At 70.4% G+C, this 17,208-nt stretch carries 17 protein-coding genes; 5 read left to right on the plus strand and 12 right to left on the minus strand.

The window, feature by feature from the left end:
* From NS283_RS05145 to NS283_RS05185, 9 genes are all read right to left on the minus strand, one after another.
* Positions 1-506, minus strand: a 506-nt coding sequence (locus tag NS283_RS05145) for an SDR family NAD(P)-dependent oxidoreductase (RefSeq protein ID WP_153003284.1), incomplete at its 3' end; no start/stop codon positions are given.
* Between the two features lie 124 nt (positions 507-630).
* Entirely contained in the window at positions 631-1,425 is a 795-nt protein-coding gene (locus NS283_RS05150) for an SDR family NAD(P)-dependent oxidoreductase (RefSeq protein ID WP_058595811.1), read from the minus strand.
* Positions 1,422-2,000 carry an amino acid synthesis family protein gene (locus NS283_RS05155; protein ID WP_058595812.1) on the minus strand — a complete coding sequence of 193 codons (579 nt, stop codon included), beginning with the start codon at positions 1,998-2,000 and terminating at the stop codon, positions 1,422-1,424. Before NS283_RS05155 ends, NS283_RS05150 begins: the two co-directional genes overlap by 4 nt.
* Before the next feature lie 23 nt (positions 2,001-2,023).
* Positions 2,024-2,983 carry a nucleoside hydrolase gene (locus NS283_RS05160; protein WP_058595813.1) on the minus strand — a complete coding sequence of 320 codons (960 nt, stop codon included), beginning with the start codon at positions 2,981-2,983 and terminating at the stop codon, positions 2,024-2,026.
* 40 nt (positions 2,984-3,023) lie between these two features.
* The gene (locus tag NS283_RS05165) at positions 3,024-3,968 is read right to left on the minus strand and encodes an ABC transporter permease (RefSeq protein WP_058595814.1); all 945 of its coding nucleotides are present in this window, start codon (positions 3,966-3,968) and stop codon (positions 3,024-3,026) included.
* Positions 3,965-5,047 carry an ABC transporter permease gene (locus NS283_RS05170; protein ID WP_058595815.1) on the minus strand — a complete coding sequence of 361 codons (1,083 nt, stop codon included), beginning with the start codon at positions 5,045-5,047 and terminating at the stop codon, positions 3,965-3,967. Before NS283_RS05170 ends, NS283_RS05165 begins: the two co-directional genes overlap by 4 nt.
* Complete coding sequence (locus NS283_RS05175) at positions 5,044-6,561, minus strand: ABC transporter ATP-binding protein (protein WP_058595816.1); 1,518 nt, start codon at positions 6,559-6,561, stop codon at positions 5,044-5,046. Before NS283_RS05175 ends, NS283_RS05170 begins: the two co-directional genes overlap by 4 nt.
* A gap of 31 nt (positions 6,562-6,592) precedes the next feature.
* Positions 6,593-7,627 (minus strand): BMP family lipoprotein, encoded by a 1,035-nt coding sequence (locus NS283_RS05180; RefSeq protein WP_058595817.1) that lies wholly within the window; start codon positions 7,625-7,627, stop codon positions 6,593-6,595.
* A gap of 9 nt (positions 7,628-7,636) precedes the next feature.
* Positions 7,637-8,374: an alpha/beta fold hydrolase gene (locus NS283_RS05185; protein WP_193752629.1), complete on the minus strand. Its 738-nt coding sequence runs from the start codon at positions 8,372-8,374 to the stop codon at positions 7,637-7,639.
* A 251-nt stretch (positions 8,375-8,625) separates the two neighbouring features.
* Here NS283_RS05185 and NS283_RS05190 point away from each other — a divergent pair, with 251 nt between their 5' ends.
* The 5 genes from NS283_RS05190 to NS283_RS05210 all read left to right on the plus strand — a co-directional run bounded on the left by NS283_RS05190 (position 8,626) and on the right by NS283_RS05210 (position 12,318).
* Positions 8,626-9,294 (plus strand): GntR family transcriptional regulator, encoded by a 669-nt coding sequence (locus tag NS283_RS05190; protein ID WP_058595819.1) that lies wholly within the window; start codon positions 8,626-8,628, stop codon positions 9,292-9,294.
* A gap of 27 nt (positions 9,295-9,321) precedes the next feature.
* A complete protein-coding gene (locus NS283_RS05195) occupies positions 9,322-10,239 on the plus strand; it encodes a polysaccharide deacetylase family protein (protein ID WP_058595820.1) in 918 nt (305 codons plus the stop codon).
* Positions 10,236-11,252 carry an asparaginase gene (locus NS283_RS05200; protein ID WP_193752630.1) on the plus strand — a complete coding sequence of 339 codons (1,017 nt, stop codon included), beginning with the start codon at positions 10,236-10,238 and terminating at the stop codon, positions 11,250-11,252. The genes NS283_RS05195 and NS283_RS05200 overlap by 4 nt, the downstream gene beginning before the upstream one ends.
* Positions 11,253-11,426: 174 nt before the next feature.
* Positions 11,427-11,855, plus strand: a complete 429-nt coding sequence (locus NS283_RS05205; protein ID WP_058595821.1) for an SRPBCC family protein — start codon at positions 11,427-11,429, stop codon at positions 11,853-11,855.
* Between the two features lie 7 nt (positions 11,856-11,862).
* A complete protein-coding gene (locus NS283_RS05210) occupies positions 11,863-12,318 on the plus strand; it encodes a MarR family winged helix-turn-helix transcriptional regulator (RefSeq protein WP_058595822.1) in 456 nt (151 codons plus the stop codon).
* 156 nt (positions 12,319-12,474) lie between these two features.
* Here NS283_RS05210 and NS283_RS05215 read toward each other — a convergent pair whose 3' ends face one another.
* Genes NS283_RS05215 through NS283_RS05225 form a run of 3 tightly spaced genes read right to left on the minus strand, consistent with a single transcriptional unit; the run spans position 12,475 to position 16,915 of the window.
* Complete coding sequence (locus NS283_RS05215) at positions 12,475-14,367, minus strand: FAD/NAD(P)-binding protein (RefSeq protein ID WP_081317268.1); 1,893 nt, start codon at positions 14,365-14,367, stop codon at positions 12,475-12,477.
* Entirely contained in the window at positions 14,364-15,713 is a 1,350-nt protein-coding gene (locus NS283_RS05220) for an NtaA/DmoA family FMN-dependent monooxygenase (protein WP_058595824.1), read from the minus strand. Before NS283_RS05220 ends, NS283_RS05215 begins: the two co-directional genes overlap by 4 nt.
* Complete coding sequence (locus NS283_RS05225) at positions 15,710-16,915, minus strand: LLM class flavin-dependent oxidoreductase (RefSeq protein WP_058595825.1); 1,206 nt, start codon at positions 16,913-16,915, stop codon at positions 15,710-15,712. Before NS283_RS05225 ends, NS283_RS05220 begins: the two co-directional genes overlap by 4 nt.
* Positions 16,916-17,208: the final 293 nt, after the last annotated feature.

Below are 17,208 nucleotides of genomic sequence, written 5' to 3' on the forward strand. Positions count from 1 at the left end.
CGTCGGGTCCCCGCGGCCTTCGCCGCCGAGTAGTGGGCATGCTCCGGCCACGCCTCCAGGTTGCCGACCGTGGACGCGGTCACGAGCAGGCGCCCCCATCCGGCGTCCCGCATACCGGGCAGCGCCGAGCGGAACAGGCGCCACACCCCGGCCAGATCGACGTCGAGCAGGTCACGCCATGCGTCGTCGTCGAGCTCGGCCGCGGGGACCCGACGCGCGATCGCGGCGTTGGCGACCGCGATGTCGAGCCGACCGAAACGCTCGCGCGCCGCGCCGACGAGAGCGTCGACCTGCTCGGGGTCACGAACGTCGACACCCATGGCGAACGCCTCGCCGCCCTCTCCGGTGATCGTCGAGATCACGGCCATGGCGTCGTGCCCGTCGGGGGCGTAGTCGCCGATGACCACGCGGGCGCCGGCCCGCGCGAACGCGATCGACGTGGCCGCGCCGATCCCCGAGGCTCCGCCCGTGATGACGGCGACCCTTCCGTCGAGCTGTCCTGTCATGATGCTGCCCTTCCGCGTCCCGTGGACGCCGTGCTGGGGGTGGGCACCGCGTGCCCGTGGGACCCGATGCGCTGGATGGACCCGGCGACCGCGGCGGATGCGGCTCGTCGGATCCGAGCGATCGTTAGTACGCCAGCCATCCGCCGTCGACGGCGAGCACGTGCCCGCTGACGAAGGTGCACTCGGGCGAGGCGAGGAAGCGGACCGCCCGCGCGACGTCGATCGGCCGCCCGAGACGCGGGAAAGGAGTCCGCGACAGGGAGAAGCGCGTCGCCTCGTCGATCGTGCCGTGGTCGAGGTAGTCGCGTTCGCCGGGGTGGGTACCGGTGATTATGCGTCCGGGGGCGACCGCGTTGACGACGATGCCCTCGCTCGCGAAGTCGACCGCCAACTGCCGGGTGAGTTGGGCGACACCGGCCTTGGCCACCCCGTAGGTCACCGCGTGGGGGGCTGCGGTGATGCCCAGTTGCGACGAGACGTTGACGATCCGCCCGCGGACGCCCTCGGCATCCGGTTCCTGTTCCAACAGGGTGGGCATCACGGAGCGGCTCACGAGGAATTGCGAGCGCAGGTTGAGAGCCATGTCGGTCTCCCACGTCTCGTCGTCGGTGCCGAGGAGGGTGGAGGGGCCGAAGCGCCCCGCGTTGTTGACCAGCACGTCGATGCGGCCCTCCTCGGCGCGGATCGACGCCACCAACGCCTCGACCGATGCCGTCGAGGTGACGTCGACCTGCGCGAACCGGGCGGACCCGCCCGAGGCGGTGATGCGCTCGTCGGTGGGAGGCTCGCCCGGCTCCTTCGGCTCTCGGCTCAGATCGCCCACGATCACGTGTACGCCGGAGGCGCCCAGCAGCTCGGCGGTCGCCCGGCCGAGGCCCGAGGCCCCGCCGGTGACGACGGCGACGCGCTCGTGGCTCATCGCAGCCCACCGCCGGTGATCTCGTCGGCGCGCAGGCCACCGACGCGCTCGTGCGGTCGCGGCCCGGAGGCGACACCGACCACGACGAACAGCTCGTCGGGCTTGGGTACGTCGGGCGCGGTGATCATCACGGAGTCGTAGTGCGAGCGCACGTACAACGCGTCCTTGTGCGCGAGAGGGATGTCGAGGGATGCCCCGGCCGCCGCGACCTTCGACGACGACGAGATCCAGGCTTCGCCGCCGCCCACCGCTTCACGGAAGGCATCGCCGAAGATCGTCGTCACGCACGCGACCAGGTGCTCCTGTTCGCCGGCGAGACCCGCGATGCCACCCTTGCCGTAGCTCTGCACGGGCAGGCCGCCCAGCAGAGCCGCGGCGCGGGCGCCGAGCTCGCGCCCGAGTTCCGCGCTCGGTTCGGTCAGCTCCGACAGGTCTTGGACCCGCTGCCCCGCGAACGGGTTCGCGATCACCACCCCGACCGCCGCCTTGACCAGGGGCGTGCTCAAGGGCTCGCCGCCGTCGTGTCGCACTTCTTCGACGTGCGATACCCATTTGCGGATGCTGTAGCTGCTCATTTGCGTCTTTCTCGCTCAGAAGATCAGCCGCCGAAGGCGGTGACGAGGTGGTCGGGGAACGTGCCGTCGGTGGTCAGAGCGACACGGCAGTTGCCGTCGGGCTGGTCTGGGAACCCCTTCCATCGGCCGCGGGTGTCGCAGACTGTCGCGCCGCGGGACGGGCCGTCGGAGCAGTCCACCTCGACGTGCACGAGGGGGAACACCGAGGGGACGACCTCACCCGTGAGGATGGCGGCGGCGACCGCATCGTGGCAGGGGGATGAGCGTCGGCCGTAGGAATCGACGCCGTAGCCGTCGAAGTAGAACTCCGTCGTGCGGGCCACGAAGTCGGCGATCGGGTTGCCGGCGGCCTCCAGCCGCGAGATGTGCGCCGGAGTGACGACCTCGGTCATCGTGACGTCCAGCGGCACGAGGGTCGTCGGCCAGTCGGCGGCGATGACCCGTTGCGCCGCCTCGGGGTCGTGGATGATGTTCGCCTCCGCCGCGGGGCTCTGGTTGCCCGCGACATCCGCCGCGCCGCCCATGATGACGACGTCCACGACGCGGTCGGTCAGATCGGCGATCCGGTCCAGTGCGTGGGCGAGGTTCGTCAGCGGCGCGACGGCGAGGATGCGGAGGCTGCCCCGGTGGCGCTCGGACAGCTCATCGATCAGAGCGACCGCGTCGAGCGGGCTCACCGTCGTCGACACCTGCATCGGCAGTCCCGAGTCGCCCAGCCCGTCGGAGCCGTGCACGTGGGTCGCCAGGTAGGTCACCTCGCCCACGAGCGGCTTCTCGGCGCCGATCGCCACGGGGATGTCGGCGCGGTCGGCCAGTTCGAGCACGCGGAGAGAGTTGCGGGCGCAGACGGCGGCGGTGTTGTTGCCGAAGACGGTCGTGATGCCGACCACCTCGATGTCGGTGCGCTGCAAGAGGTACAGCAGGGCCATGGCGTCGTCGACGCCGGTGTCGCAGTCGACGAGGACGGGGGTGCGGTCGTGCATGGGACTCCGTAGCGGGTAGGGCGGGAAAAGATCTGCGAGGTCAGCCGCGCGGAATGACGGCGGGGAGGAACGAGGTGTCGGAGACGTCGCTGCGCGCGCTGCGCCGCTCCCGGATCGACCGCAACGCCAGTGCCACGATGGCCGCGACGTAGGGCAGGGAATGGAGGAGTTGCTGGTCGATGAGCTGAGCGCTCTGCAACTGGATGGCCAGGGCCGTCGCCGCGCCGAAGATGATCGAGGCGGTCGCCGTTCCCAGCGGCGTCGCGCCGCCGAAGATGACGGCCGCGAACGCGATGAAGCCGATTCCCGCCGTCAGGTCGAAGGTGAACGAGGCCACCGAGCTGAGGGTGAGATAGGCCCCGCCCACGCCGGCAAGAGCTCCGCTGACCAGCAGCGCCGTGGTGCGGATGACGACGGGACGGATGCCGGCGGCCGCGGCGGCCTCGTCGGATTCGCCCACGACGCGCACGTGCAGACCCCAGCGCGTGCGGGCGAGCACGATGCCGCAGACGACAACGATCACGATCACGATGAACAGGAACGCGCTCTGCTTGTCGAGAGCGCGGCCGAGCACCGGGATCTGCTCGAGGGGGCCGAGCGGGATGCGGGGGATGAGAGGCGCCCCCTGCGGGGTGTACGTCCCGGTGGAGCCGAGGACGTTCTGCACCACCAGCAGCGCGATGCCCGTGGCGAGCATGTTGGCCGCGATGCCCGCGATGAGGATGTCGCACTGCAGCACGTACGCCGCCGCGGCCAGCAGGGCCGCGTATGCCATTCCCGCGATGATCGCGGCCAGCACGCCGATCCACGGGTTGCCCGTGGCCGCGGTCACCGACAGCGCCGCGAGGGCGGCGAGGAGCATAATGCCGTCCAAGGCGATGTTCGTGGCGCGCGCGCGTTCGGCGAACATCCCCCCGAAGGCGGTCACGATGATCGGGATGGTGCTCGCCAGTGCGAGGGAGAGGAAGTCGCCGACGACGTTCATGAAGACGCCTTTCCGCCGATGCGCTGGCTGGTGATGAGGAGGATGAGCACGCCCTGCAGCACGAACACGAGTGAGAACGGCACGTCCGAGACCGACTGCATGGCCGTCGCGCCGGTGATCAGCGAGGCGTAGAGCGCGCCGGCGACGACGATGCCGAGCGGTCGCAGCCGCCCGATCATCGCGACGGTGATGCCGAGGAAGCCGTACTGCGGCGAGAACCCTTCGATGTAGGAGTGCGTCACGCCCATCACGGCCAAACCGCCCGCGAGACCCGCCAGCGCCCCCGAGGCGAGCATCGACCCACCCAGGTACCGGGCCGAACGGAAGCCCAGGTACTCGGCGAAGGCGGGCTGGATGCCGGAGACCGCGGCGCGCATGCCGGTCCGGGTGCGCTCGGACCAGATCCATACGGCGGCGACCAGGACGAGGACGAGTACCACGCCGATGTTGGCCTGCGAGGGCGGGAGGATGGCCCACAGCCAGAGGGACCGATCCAGCGGCGGCGTCTCGACGGCGCCGGAGCTGGGGTCGCGGAAGTAATTGTTCACAAGGAACAGCGCGACGTCGGCGGCGACGTAGTTGGCCATGAGCGTGGTGAGGATCTCGTTGGTGCGCCACTTCACGCGCAGGAGCGTGGGGATGGCGATCCACAGCGCACCGGCCGCGCTCGCCGCCACGAGGGCCGCGACCTGGGCGAGGAACCCTCCGGTGCCCACGAGCGGGGCGGTGACGGCGGCTGCGAGACCCCCGAGCACGAGCTGTCCCTCGGTGCCGATGTTGAAAGCCCCGGCGCGGAAGGCCACGGTCGACGCCAGGGCCGCGGTGATGAGGATCGTCGCGATGGCGATCATCGTGCCGACGGAGTACGGGTTGCGGAAGGTGCCGAAGATGAACGCGCCGAAGGCGACGAACGGCTGGTCGGCGGTGACGAGGATGATGACGAAGCACAGGGCGACGCCGATGAGCACGGCCAGGACGGATTGACGGATGCCCAGCGGCACGACGCGCAGCGGGGTGGCCAGTACACCGGCCAGGCGCTTGGTCGCCGGGATCGGCTCGGGGGCGGTCGCGGGGATCACTGTGCTCCTCCTTCGAGCATTGCGCGTCCGACCTGCTGTTCGGTCGGTCGCACGAGCGGGTCGGCGAACTCGGCGACGATGCGACCCGATGAGATGACCAGCACACGGTCGGCGGTCTGCGTGACTTCTTCGATCTCGCTGGAGACGAGCAGGACCGCGGCGCCCCGATCGCGCTGCTCGACGAGACGCGAGCGGACGGCGGCGGTGGCGGCGATGTCGAGACCGCGGGTGGGCTCGGCGCAGACGACGATCGCGGGCTCCCGCGACAGCTCGCGCGAGAGCACCATCTTCTGCGCATTGCCGCCGGACAGGCGACGCGCGAGCTGACGTGGGGAGCGGGCGCGGACGTCGTAGGTGCGCATGAGGTTCGTCACCAGCTCGCCGATACGACGGCGATCGAGAAGACGGCGGCCGACCGCCGGGGTGTCGAGGTAGCCGACGGCGATGTTCTCGGCGACCGGCCAATAGCCGGCCATGCCGCGACCCTGGCGGTCTTCGGGCACATGGGCCATCCCGGCGGCCCGCGCCGAGGCGGGGTGCATGTTGGTCGTGTCTCGCCCGGCCACCTCGACCGTGCCGGAGTCCACGCGGCGGAGTCCGGTGATCGCCTCGACGAGTTCTGTCTGGCCGTTTCCCGCCACCCCGAGGAGGCCGACGATCTCTCCCGCGCGCACGTCGAGGCTCACCCCGTCGACGACCTCGATGCCGCGAGCGTTACGCACACGTAGGTCACTGACGCGCAGCTTTCTCTCTCCGGGTGTGCCGCGCGGCACGTCGGTCGCGGTCTCCTGCGCCCGGCCGATGATGAGCTCGGCCAGATCGGCGTTGGTGACGTCGTCGATCGAGCAGTGGGCGACACGCTGTCCGCTGCGCAGCACCGTGACCTCGTCGGCGATACGCCGCACCTCATGGAGGTGGTGACTGATGAGGATGACCGCCAGACCGCGCTCGGCGAAACCGCGCACCACCTCGAAGAAGCGGTCGGTCTCGGCGGGGGTGAGCACCGCGGTCGGCTCGTCGAGCACGAGCACGCGGACGTCCTGGGAGAGGGCGCGCAGGATCTCGACTCGCTGCTGGCCGCCGACCGACAGGGTCCGAACGATGTCGGTGGGGTCGACGTCCAAGCCGAATTCGCGCGCGACGCGGGCGGCGCGGTCGATCTGCGCACGGCGGTCGACGAGGCCGCCGCGCACCGGCTCGCGACCGAGAGCGACGTTCTCGGCAACGGTGAGCGAGGGGACCAGCTTGAAGTGCTGGTGGACCATGCCGATGCCGGCGTCCAATGCCCGTCGCGGCGAGGTGATCGCGACGGGGTGGCCGTCGATCTCGATGCTGCCTTCGTCGGGACGTTCGAGCCCGAAGAGGCAGTTCATCAGCGTCGACTTGCCGGCCCCGTTCTCGCCGAGGAGTGCATGGATGCTGCCCGCGCGTACGTCGAGGTCGACGTGGTCGACCGCGGTCATCGAGCCGAAGCGTTTGACGATGCCGCGAAGGCGCAGCAGGGGCGTGTCCATGGGATCTCCTCGGGAGAACGGGGCGGCTGGGTCAGAGCGCCGTGTCGACCTTGATCTGGCCGTCGACCACCTGCTGGCGGAGGTCGTCGACCTTCTTCTGGATGTCGGACGGCACGAGGGCGTCGTTGAAGGCGATGCCGACGCCGTCGTTGGCGATGTTGCCGACGATCGTGGTGCCCGGCTCGAGCGTGCCCGCCTGGAACGACTTGATGGCGTCGTAGATCGTGTTCCCGACGTTCTTCAGGGCGCTGGCCGGGGTGGAGTCGGGGTGCAGGTCGTTCTGGTTGGAGTCGGTACCGATCGCGTAGCGGCCACTGTCGGCGCCGGCCTGGAGCACACCGAGTCCGGCCGCTCCGGCGACCTGGTAGACCACATCCGCACCGTCCTTGTAGATCGACGTGGCCACGTCGTAGCCGACCTGCGAACTGGCGAAGTCGTTGGTGAAGCGCACGTCCACGGTGATCGACGGGTCGACGGCGTGCACGCCCTGCGTGAAGCCGACGATGAAGTCACGGATGACGGGAATGTCCTTGCCGCCGACGAGACCGACCTTCTTGCTCCCCGTGGCGCGCGGGAACGACGTGGGGTTGGAGGTGATCTGGGCGGCGAGCGCGCCGACCAGGAAGGCACCCTCGTTCTGCGCGTAGCTGATGCCGGTCACGTTGTCACCCACGGAGGGCGAGTCGAAGATCAGGTACTTCTGATCCGGGAACTGCGGAGCGACCTTCTCCAGGGTGGATGCCACGACGGTGCCGCCCGTGACGATCAGCTGGTTGTCGCCGGAGGCCGAGGCCTCGGTCAGGTTGCGTTCCCACGCGGGAGCGTCGTCGGCGCCGGCCTCGATGACCTTGACCTTGGCGCCGAGGTCTTCGCCGGCGCGCATGAGCCCCTCGTTGGCCGAGTCCATGAAGCTCTTGTCGCCGAGCTGCCCCGACAGGGGGGCGACGATCGACAGTTGCGAGCTGGAGGTGGGGTCGGACGACGAGGAGCCGCTGCACCCGCTGAGGGTGAGAGCGGCGGTGGCCGCGAGGGCAGCGGCGATGAGCAGGGGCTTCTTGCGGTGCATGGGTGCTCCTTAGAGGGCGGTAGGTGTGTCGCGGGTGAGGAGGAAGTCGTTGATCATCGCGGCGAGCCGTGCGGGATCTTCGACGTGGAGGTAGTGCTGCAGGTCGGGGACGATGTGCAGGCGGGAGTCGGGGATGAGCTCGTGCAGCGTGCGCGACATCCGGGGAGTGGAACCCCGGTCGTTCTCGCCCGTGACGATCAGCGTCGGACAGGCGATGCGCGCGGGGCTGTCCCCGAGATCGGCGGTGGCCAGGATGCCGTAGACCTCGGCGTATCCGACGGGATCGACCCCGCTGACGATCTGCACTTCGACGTCCACCACGGCGGGTTCGAGCCGGGCGAAGTCGCTCGTGAACCATCGTTCGACGCTCGAGCGAGCGAGGTCGCCGGGCACGCGAGTGCGGACGTCGGCCCAGCGTGAGAGCGCGCGCAACTGCTCCTGCGGCGTCCGATCGGCGATGGAGTTGAGCAGCACGAGTGCGTTCACCCGCTCCGGGTGGGCGAGTGCGAGCTGCTGTGCGAAGAGGGCCCCGACCGAGAACCCGATCACGCTCGCGGCGCCGATGCCCTCGGCATCCAGGACGCGCACGATGTCGTCCACGATGTGGTCCGGTCGATAGGGCGGCTCGGGGGCTTCGGAGTCCCCGTGACCGCGATAGTCCGGCAGGACGAGACGCAGGCCCTCGTCGAGGGCGGGAACGAGACGCCACCACGTGCGCGAGGAACTGCCGACGCCGTGCAACAGCACGACAGGATGCGAGCCGTCGCCGTGCACACGGTAGGCGATGCGGGGTGCGCCGACAGTGTGGCGGAGACCGCGATCTTGGGAAAGAGGGGCAGCTTCTTGCATGGTAGGTGGATTATTGACACAGCCGGTCTGCCATGTCAATAACCGGGTTTTACGGGTCCCGTAGCCGAAAAACCCCTGAAACAAGCTGTTTACTTGCATGCATGCGCGGTCAATTGACTTGCTTGTTCTTAAAGAGCAAGACTTATGCCATGCAAGGTGCTCGGTCCCAGAGCGCGCAGACCCGCGTCATCGACGGCGTCCGCTCGCGCATCATCCGCGGTGAGCTGCCCCCGGGGACCGCTCTGTCTGAGGGGGCGCTCGCTGACGAGTTCGAGGTCAGTCGTACGCCCGTGCGCGAGGCGCTCAAGCAGCTCCAGACCGAGGGTCTGGTGGAGATCCGCCCTCGGGTTGGAACCTTCGTCATGGCGCCGACGCGACGAAGCATGATCGAGCTCTTTCACATGAAGGAGCTCATCGAGGGCTCGGCTGCCGGGTTGCTGGCGGCCCGCGGCGACTGCCCTGAGCTGCGCGCACTGCGCGAGAACATCCGCGCGTCTGACGTGGCTCTCTCCGCCGAAGACCGCGGGGCGTATGCGGGCCTCAACGAGGAGTTCCACGAGCTCATCATCCGCGGCGCCGACAACGACAAGCTCGCGGAGCACTACCGCATCATGATGAACCAGCTCGCCTACCCGCGCCTCGTGCACGCCTCGCTGGAACAGCCCGGGCGCCTGGCGGGGAGCGTCGGCGAGCACCACGACGTGCTCGACATGATCGCGGCCAAAGACGCCTTCACGGCCGAGAGATTCATGCGCTCGCACGTGCGGGCGAGCCGCGACGCTCTGCTGAGCATCGCCGACTTCCCCCTGAGTACCTGAGACCGGCACCACCCTGAGAGGACGAACATGAAAGACATCAAGGTCACCTTCGGCGTGGACGTCGACGCCGTCGCCGGCTGGCTCGGCTCGTACGGCGGGGAGGACAGCCTGCAGGACATCCAGCGTGGACTGTTCGCCGGCGACGTGGGCCTTCCACGCCTGGTGCGACTCTTCGATCGGTACGGCATCTCATCGACGTTCTTCACGCCCGGCCACTCCATCGAGACGTTCCCCCGCAGCATCGAGATGCTGGTCGACTCGGGCCACGAGCTCGGCGTGCACGGGTACTCGCATGAGAATCCTCGCGACATGTCCCCTCAGCAGGAGCGCGATGTACTCGAGCGTTCGCTGGAGCTCATCGAATCGGTGTGGGGGCGCAAGCCCACCGGATACATCGCGCCGTGGGGCGAGATGACGACGATCACCGCCGACATCCTGCTCGAGGCCGGCATCGAGTACGACCGCACCCAGGTGCTCCACGATTTCCAGCCCTTCTACGCCCGCACCGGCGACTCATGGACCAAGATCGACTACTCGCGGCCGGCGGCCGAATGGATGAAGCCGCTCGTGCGAGGCACGGAAATCCCGCTGGTCTCCCTCGCGTTCAACTGGTATCTCGACGATCTGCCGCCGATGATGTTCGTCAAGACGAGTCCGAACAGCGACGGGTTCAAGAACCCGCGAGACATCGAAGAGCTCTGGCGGGATCAGTTCGACTGGGTGTACCGGGAGTACGACTACGCCACCTTCCCGATCTGCCTGCACCCCGACGTGTCGGGACGCCCGCAGGTGCTGCTGATGATCGAGCGCCTGATCGAGTACATGGCGGACAAGCCGGGCGTGAGCTTCGACACGTGCGAGAACATCGTGCGCGACTTCAAGCAGCGCCACCCGTTCGAGACCGACCCGCGGTACCCGTTCGATCGGGAGTTCTGGGCGTCGTGAGCGCGACCGCGACGCCGGCGGGAGTGGCCGTCTTCTCGCTCGGCGGCACGATCGCGGCGCCGGCGTTGTCGTCCGGTGCTCGGATCGAGCTCGGAGCCGACGATGTCGTGGGCGACCTCGCGCGCGCGACCGGCGTGCCGGTGACGGCCGTGACGTTCCGGCGTCTGCCCTCGGCCAGCCTGTCGCTGGGAGATCTCGCCGACCTGGGTGCGGCGATCGCCGAGGCCTTCCGTGACGGTCACGCGGCGGCGGTGGTCACCGTGGGCACGGACGCGCTCGAGGAGGTCGCGTTCGCACTGGACCTGTTGCACGGTGGCGACGAGCCGATCGTCGTGACCGGCGCCATGCGCAACGCCGGCATGCCGGGAGCGGACGGTCCGGCGAACCTGGCCGCGGCGCTGCGCGTCGCCGCCTCGTTAGAGGCGCGGGGACTGGGTGCGCTCGTGGTGAACGGCGACGAGGTCCACCTGGCGCGCTGGGCGCGCAAGGCTCACTCCAGCAAGCCGGCGGCGTTCGTGAGCGAGAACGTCGGCCCGGTCGGCTGGATCGTCGAGGGGCGCGTGCGGATCGCCCTCGCGCCGAAGACGCGACCGCCGGGCCTGGATCCGGATGCCGTCGCTCGCGGCCTCCGGGAGAACGCTCTCCGAGTGGTGCTCCATCGTTGCGCGCTGGGCGAGGGGGCAGACGATTACGCGGCGGCGCGCACCGCCGCGGGCGTCGTCGTGGAAGCGTTCGGCGCGGGTCATGTCGGAGCAGGGATCGTGCCCGTCATCCGCGAGATGGCGGAGGCGATCCCGGTCGTCTTCGTGTCGCGTGCGGGCGCCGGCGACGTCTACCGTTCGGTGGGAGCCTTCCCCGGCTCCGAGAGAGACCTCCTGTCCGCGGGGGCCACGCCGGGCGATGGTCTCGACGGATTGAAGGCGCGAGTGCTGCTCAGCTTCCTTCTGGCGATCGACTCGACCCGAGCGCAGATCGAGGTCGCGTTCGCCGCTCGAGCGGGTTCGGTTTTGTAGGGGGAGCGGGGTCAGCCGTCGTTTCCGACCGACGTGGTCGGTCCGTGGCGGTTGCGGCGCGCGCAGCCTGGTTGTACGCGTGCGGGCGCCTCATCGTCTGTGAACGCGTTGCGGACTGTCGTGGACGACCATCTCGTCGTTGCCATCCAAGTAATATGCGCGCATACTAAATACATGCGAACACTTGCTTCCGTCACCCGTGAATCCACCGCTCCGCCCTCGGCGTTCTACGCCCGGTGGGTCGATCACGACTCGTGGAAGGAGTGGTCGCCCGACACCGAGTGGGCGCGCGTCGAGGGTGAGGTGCGGCAGGGGGCGCGTGGCATCCTGAAGCCCGTCGGTGGTCCGCGCACGGCCTTCGTGATCGCCGAACTCGAGCCCGACCGCGTCTACACCGACGTCAGCCGTGTTCCGGGAGCCCGACTGACGTTTCGGCACCGGGTGGACGCCACCCCGGGTGGGTCGCGGGTGACGGCCGAGGTGACGCTCGAGGGACCGCTCTCGTGGCTGTGGGCGCGCACCGCGTTCGCCGGCTTCGAGCGATCGGTGCCCGCCGACCTCGACCGGCTCGTCGCGCTCGTCGAGACCGTTCGCGCGCGATGATCGAGGGATGACGACTCCCCTCGACAGTCGCTTCGCCTCCGGCGACGCCAGCCCGGGATTCTTGCTCTGGCAGGTGACGAACCGGTGGCAGGCGGCGATCCGCCGGGCGCTCGCGCCGCAGGAGGTGACGCACGTGCAGTTCGTGCTGCTGGCGGTGCTGACGTTCGGCGACTCCGACGAGGGCATGACCCAGGCCGCGCTGAGCCAGCGCGCCGGCGCCGACCCGATGATGGTGTCGCAGGTGATCCGCGCGCTCGCCGAGCGGGATCTCGTCGAACGGCGACAGGATGCCACCGACCGCCGCGCCGTCCGCGTCCGGGCCACGGCCGCCGGGCGTGAGCTGGCGCGCGCGGCGAACCGCGCCGTGGAGGACGTCGACGAAGAGTTCTTCGGGCCGGACGCGACCGCATCGCACTCGCTCGTCGATCACCTCGCCGCGGTACTGGCGCGCTCGAGCGCGTAGGCCGCTGGAGCGTTGAGTGTCCAAGACACGCCGCAACTCGGCGCGGGGTTACGGCGTGTCTTGGACACTCAACGGAAGGGGGCGCGGCCGCGGCGCGGGAGGGCGAGGCGCGCGCGGGCGCGAGAACGCGCGGCCTCAGCGCGGGAACGCGCGGCCTCAGCGCGAGAACGCCCAGCGCCGCTCGGACACCGCGGCCACCGCCTCGGACACCGCGCCCGCGACGCGGTCCGTGTGCCGGAGCGACAGGGCGTTGGAACGCGGGCGGGTGAAGGCACCGGCCTCCATGCCCGAGGTGAACGGTCCGATGGCGAAGAGGGTCGCGTGCGGGATGCCGTCGCGAGAGACGACTCGTCCGTCGGCGTCGGTGTCGATGCGGCCGAGCGAACCCGTGAAGGTCTCGTCGGTGACGTGCACCTCGCGGCCGTGCCGCGTCGCCAGTTCGCGCAAGGCCGCGTTGTCGCTCGAGGCCGCCTCGGCGCTCGGGAGCCACGCGTCGAGGAGCGCGCCCGCGCGAACCTCTCCCGGAACCCGCGGAGAGGATGCCACGAACCGCCCGTCGTCGATGCGCACTGCGATCTCGGGTCCGAGGAACCGCACGATCCCGGCATCCGCGAGCGCGCCGATCTCTTCGAGGCGATGGGCCGGCGGCCCCGACGCGACGTAGCTGAAGAAGGTGTGCCACGTCACGGGGAGATCGATCGCGCGCGACCGCGCGCTCCACCGCTCGGCGGGGATCTCTGACACCGCGAGGAACGACTGCAGGATCGCGAGGAACAGCGCCTGCGCGGTGCTGCGTTCCGGAGTCGTGCGCAGATGCAGGTCGTCCGCGATGTGCTGGCGGACGCGGCGGTGCACCTCGGCGGCATCCGCGAACGCCTCCTGGCCGAGAGGCACATCGAGCGCGGGGACGTCGAAACGGTCCAGCGGGTCGGGGACGACCTCCGCGACCGCGCGCCGCAGGGCTGCCGTGTCGCCGTCCACGGCGCGCAGCGTCTCGCGGAACACCTCCCACGTGACGCGCACCCGCTCGGGATGACCCGTGAACAGCTCGCGGTAGTGCCCCCACACGAGCTCGCGGGCGATCAGCGGCCACACGTCGTCGAGGAAGTCGATCGTGCCGGGCCGTGCCAACAGGTCCGCGATCGCGGCGGGGGTGAGCACCTCGCGCGCGGGCGGGTCGCCCCGCAGGTCCGACGACACCTTCGAGCGGTACGGCACGCCGCGGCGCGAGCCGAGGTGCAGACGCGGTTCCCGCCCCGAGGGCTCGTACCGCACGCGGTCGTCCGGCGTTCGGACGAAGCGGCCGCCGCGTCCCTCGGCCAGCAGCACGATGGCATCCACCGCCGCCAGTCCCATGCCGCGCACGATGACGTCGTCGCCCGCACCGAGCACCGAGAGGTCGGCGTCGGCGGTGAATGACGGCGGCACATAGGTCAGGCCCGCGTCCGCGGCCGCGGTGATCAGCGCGCGTGTCTCGCCGTCGGGGTCGCGTCCGTTGTGCCCGAGCGCGTACACGACGATGTCGGCGGGAAGACGGATGCCATCGGCCAACGCCACCTCGTACCCCTCGGTCGTGTCATCGACCCACTGCACGACCCCGCGGTGCTCGTGCACCTCGACCCCGGGTGGCGCGATCGCGACCGTGCGGCGCCAGAACCAGTCGAGGTAGACGCTCTGGAGTCGGCGCGTGGGGAAGCTGTCTCCGCGCAGCGTCAGGAGCTCGGCATCCAGACCCGGATCGTCGATCGCGACATCGGGGATGGTCCCTGCGCGGACGCGCTCGGCCCACTCGATGAGCGACGGCCCGGAACGCACCGGCCCCGAGATCGTGCACGTCTCGTCGGTGAACACGGTCACGTCGCGTGCCATCGAGTTGAGCTTCAGCAGCGGCGACTGATCGCGGCGCCAGATGCGTCCGGCACCCGGCGGGTGCGGGTCGACGAGCGTGATGTGCAGGCGCGGACTGGCCGCGCGGGTCCGGCGGGCGAGCAGGCGCTCGACCAGCATCACCGCGCGCGGGCCGGCCCCCACGATGACCACCCGGATCATCGCACGGCGGGAGTGAGGACGGGCGGCAGGCCCAGCAGATCGTGCAGCGTCGCCCCGTCGTCGTACGAGCGGCGGTACGAGCCGCGCTCCTGCAGGAGCGGCACGACCCGGTCGGCGAACTCGTCGAGGCCGTGCGGGGTGACATGTCCGACGACGGTGAACCCGTCGGTCGCGCGTTCCTGCACGTACCGGTCGATCTCGGATGCCACATGCTCCGGCGTCCCGACGAAGGTGTGCTTCGCGGTCAGACGGATCACGAGCTCCCGGATGCTGAGGTTCTCTGCGGCCGCCTGCTCGCGCAGCTGCCCGACGCGCGCGCGGATCGCGGCGTGGCGGCCGGCGAAGCCCTGCGCGGTCTCGACGCCGGTGTCGGGCTCGACATCAGGCAGCGGACCCTCGGGGTCGTACCCGCTGAGGTCGCGGTTCCAGATCTGCTCGAGGTAGGTGATCGCGGTCTGCGGGCGCACCTGGGCGAGAGCGATCTCGCGCGAGCGTTCGCGGGCCTCGTCGGCGGTGTCGCCGAGCACGAAGGTGGCTGCCGGGAGGATCTTGAGCGAATCCTCGTCGCGGCCGTGCGCGGCGAGGCGGCCCTTCACGTCGCGGTAGAACTGTTGCGCGTCGGCGAATTCGGTGTGCAGCGAGAAGATGACGTCGGCGTGCTCCGTGGCGAAGTCGCGGCCGTCGGGGGAGTCCCCGGCCTGCACGATCACGGGTCTCCCCTGCGGAGAGCGCGGAACGTCGAACACCGCGTCGACGTCGAACAGACGGGACTCGTGCCGGACCCGCTCGATCGCGTCGTCGCGGAGGAACGCCCCGGTCTCGGCATCCGCCACGATCGCGTCGTCGCGCCACGACGACCAGAGCGCCTTCGACAGCGCCGCGAACTCCGACGCCCGCACGTACCGGTCGGCGTGGTCGAGGTAGCCCCCGCGACGGAAGTTCGCGCCGTGGAACGCGTCGGAGCTGGTCACGGCGTTCCACCCAGCCCGGCCGTTCGACAGCAGGTCGAGCGCGCCGAGCTGACGGGCGAGCTCGTACGGCTCGTTGAAGGTCGTGTTGAGCGTGCCGACGAGGCCGATGTGCTCGGTCACCGCGGCCAGGGCGGTGAGGATCGCGAGGGTGTTCGGGCGTCCCGCGACATCGAGGTCGTGCAGCTGCCCGCGGTGCTCCCGCAGGCGCAGGCCCTCGGCGAGGAAGAGGTAGTCGAAGAAGCCCCGCTCGGCCGTGCGGGCGAAGTACTCGAACGACGAGAAGTCGATCTGACTGCCCGCGCTCGGATCGGTCCAGACGGTCGTGTTGTTCACACCCGGGAAGTGGGCGGCGAGGTGGATCTGACGGCGGGTCATGCGCCGACCTCCTGACGGGCGTAGCGGCTGGCGAGACGGGGGAGTCCGACGCGTTCGCGCAGGGTCGGTGCGCCGTCGTCGGGGAGCAGGATGCCGGCGCCAGCCGCGCGCGGCACGACCCGCTCGGCGATCGCGTCGAGGTCGGCGGGCAGGCGCGCGGGGCGCAGGCGGATGCCGTCGACCCCCTGAGCGGCGAGAGCCGCGATCTCGTCGACGACGTCGTCGGCGGTGCCGACCACGACCCGGGCATCGGTGGCGAGCGGGGAACGGTCCTGGAGGCGGTTCCAGACCGCCTCGGCCTCCCGGCGTGTGTCCTCCACGAGGAACAGGAGGTCGGCGAACACGCGCAGCGGCTCGTCGAGCGTGCGCACCTCGTCCGCGGCATCCGCCAGTTCGTTCAGGATGCCGCCGACCGCCGCCGCATCCGCGGGTGTGACGAAGACGAGGTCGGCGTGCTCCGCGGCGAAACGGTACGGGATCGTCTGGTGCGCGAGGGCGGTGATGAGCGGCTGGCCCTGCGGGGAGCGCGGCACGATCGAGGCGCCCGTGATCGAGAAGAACTCGCCCTCGAACTCGACGTTGTGCACGCGCTCCCGGTCGAGGAACTTCCCGGTCTCGAGGTCGCGCACGATCGCGTCGTCCTCCCACGAGTCGGCGAGACGCCGGATGACCTCGGCCACTTCGCCGGCCTCGCGGAACGCCGCGAGCAGCGCGGGGTCGTCTTCGACGCGACCGGATGCCGGGATCCCGGTCGGTCCGTCGGCGCGGCGCCCGAAGTTCGCGCGCTCCTGCGGCGTCGAGCCCGCGACGAGGCGGACACCCGCGCGGCCCCGGCTGGCGTGGTCGAGGGTCTGGAGTCCGGTGGCGAGATGGAACGGTTCGGGATGCGCGGTGGTCGCGGTCGGCACGAGACCCAGGCGACGCGTGACCGGGGCCAGGAATGACGCCAACAGCACCGCGTCGAGGCGGCCCCGCACGCGGTCGCGCCGGGTCTCGGCATCCGGCTCGAAGGATCGCCCGCCCAGGCTCAGTGCGTCCTCGATGGTCGCGAAGAGGAGCCCGGCGCCGTCGGCCGTGCGGGCGAGGTCACGCCAGTATGCGGGCGTCGTGAGCTCGGTGGGGCGCGCGGTGAACTCGCGCCACGCGGCCGGGTGCCAGCCGGCGCCGTCCAGGGCGACGGCGAGGTGGATGCGGTCGGGCATCGGGACTCCTTCGCGGCGGGCCGGTCCCGCCGAAACGCCCACTGTGCCGCCGGTGCCGCGCCGGCACAATCGCGTCCGTAACGCAGCGCCGCGAGGCGTCATTGTTACGGCCGTTCGGTGCCCGCGCCCGGCGTTGAGTGTCCAAGACCCCCGCACACCGCGTGCCGCGCGCCCGGCGTTGAGTGTCCAGAACACCCGGACGCCGCGAAAATTCGTCCGGGTGTTTTGGACACTCGGCGTGCGTCGCGCAGCGAGGGAGGTGCGGGCACGGAAGGGTAGCCCGGGCCGCCTGC

The organism is Microbacterium testaceum (genome assembly GCF_001476285.1).
Lineage (GTDB): Bacteria > Actinomycetota > Actinomycetes > Actinomycetales > Microbacteriaceae > Microbacterium > Microbacterium testaceum_B.

Excerpts from the sequence above, each read along its gene's own strand:
- NS283_RS05150 (WP_058595811.1), bottom strand. The coding sequence starts at position 1,425 with ATGAGCCACGAGCGCGTCGCCGTCGTCACCGGCGGGGCCTCGGGCCTC.
- NS283_RS05155 (WP_058595812.1), bottom strand. The coding sequence starts at position 2,000 with ATGAGCAGCTACAGCATCCGCAAATGGGTATCGCACGTCGAAGAAGTG.
- NS283_RS05160 (WP_058595813.1), bottom strand. The coding sequence starts at position 2,983 with ATGCACGACCGCACCCCCGTCCTCGTCGACTGCGACACCGGCGTCGAC.
- NS283_RS05165 (WP_058595814.1), bottom strand. The coding sequence starts at position 3,968 with ATGAACGTCGTCGGCGACTTCCTCTCCCTCGCACTGGCGAGCACCATC.
- NS283_RS05175 (WP_058595816.1), bottom strand. The coding sequence starts at position 6,561 with ATGGACACGCCCCTGCTGCGCCTTCGCGGCATCGTCAAACGCTTCGGC.
- NS283_RS05180 (WP_058595817.1), bottom strand. The coding sequence starts at position 7,627 with ATGCACCGCAAGAAGCCCCTGCTCATCGCCGCTGCCCTCGCGGCCACC.
- NS283_RS05190 (WP_058595819.1), top strand. The coding sequence starts at position 8,626 with ATGCAAGGTGCTCGGTCCCAGAGCGCGCAGACCCGCGTCATCGACGGC.
- NS283_RS05195 (WP_058595820.1), top strand. The coding sequence starts at position 9,322 with ATGAAAGACATCAAGGTCACCTTCGGCGTGGACGTCGACGCCGTCGCC.
- NS283_RS05205 (WP_058595821.1), top strand. The coding sequence starts at position 11,427 with ATGCGAACACTTGCTTCCGTCACCCGTGAATCCACCGCTCCGCCCTCG.
- NS283_RS05210 (WP_058595822.1), top strand. The coding sequence starts at position 11,863 with ATGACGACTCCCCTCGACAGTCGCTTCGCCTCCGGCGACGCCAGCCCG.
- NS283_RS05215 (WP_081317268.1), bottom strand. The coding sequence starts at position 14,367 with ATGATCCGGGTGGTCATCGTGGGGGCCGGCCCGCGCGCGGTGATGCTG.
- NS283_RS05220 (WP_058595824.1), bottom strand. The coding sequence starts at position 15,713 with ATGACCCGCCGTCAGATCCACCTCGCCGCCCACTTCCCGGGTGTGAAC.
- NS283_RS05225 (WP_058595825.1), bottom strand. The coding sequence starts at position 16,915 with ATGCCCGACCGCATCCACCTCGCCGTCGCCCTGGACGGCGCCGGCTGG.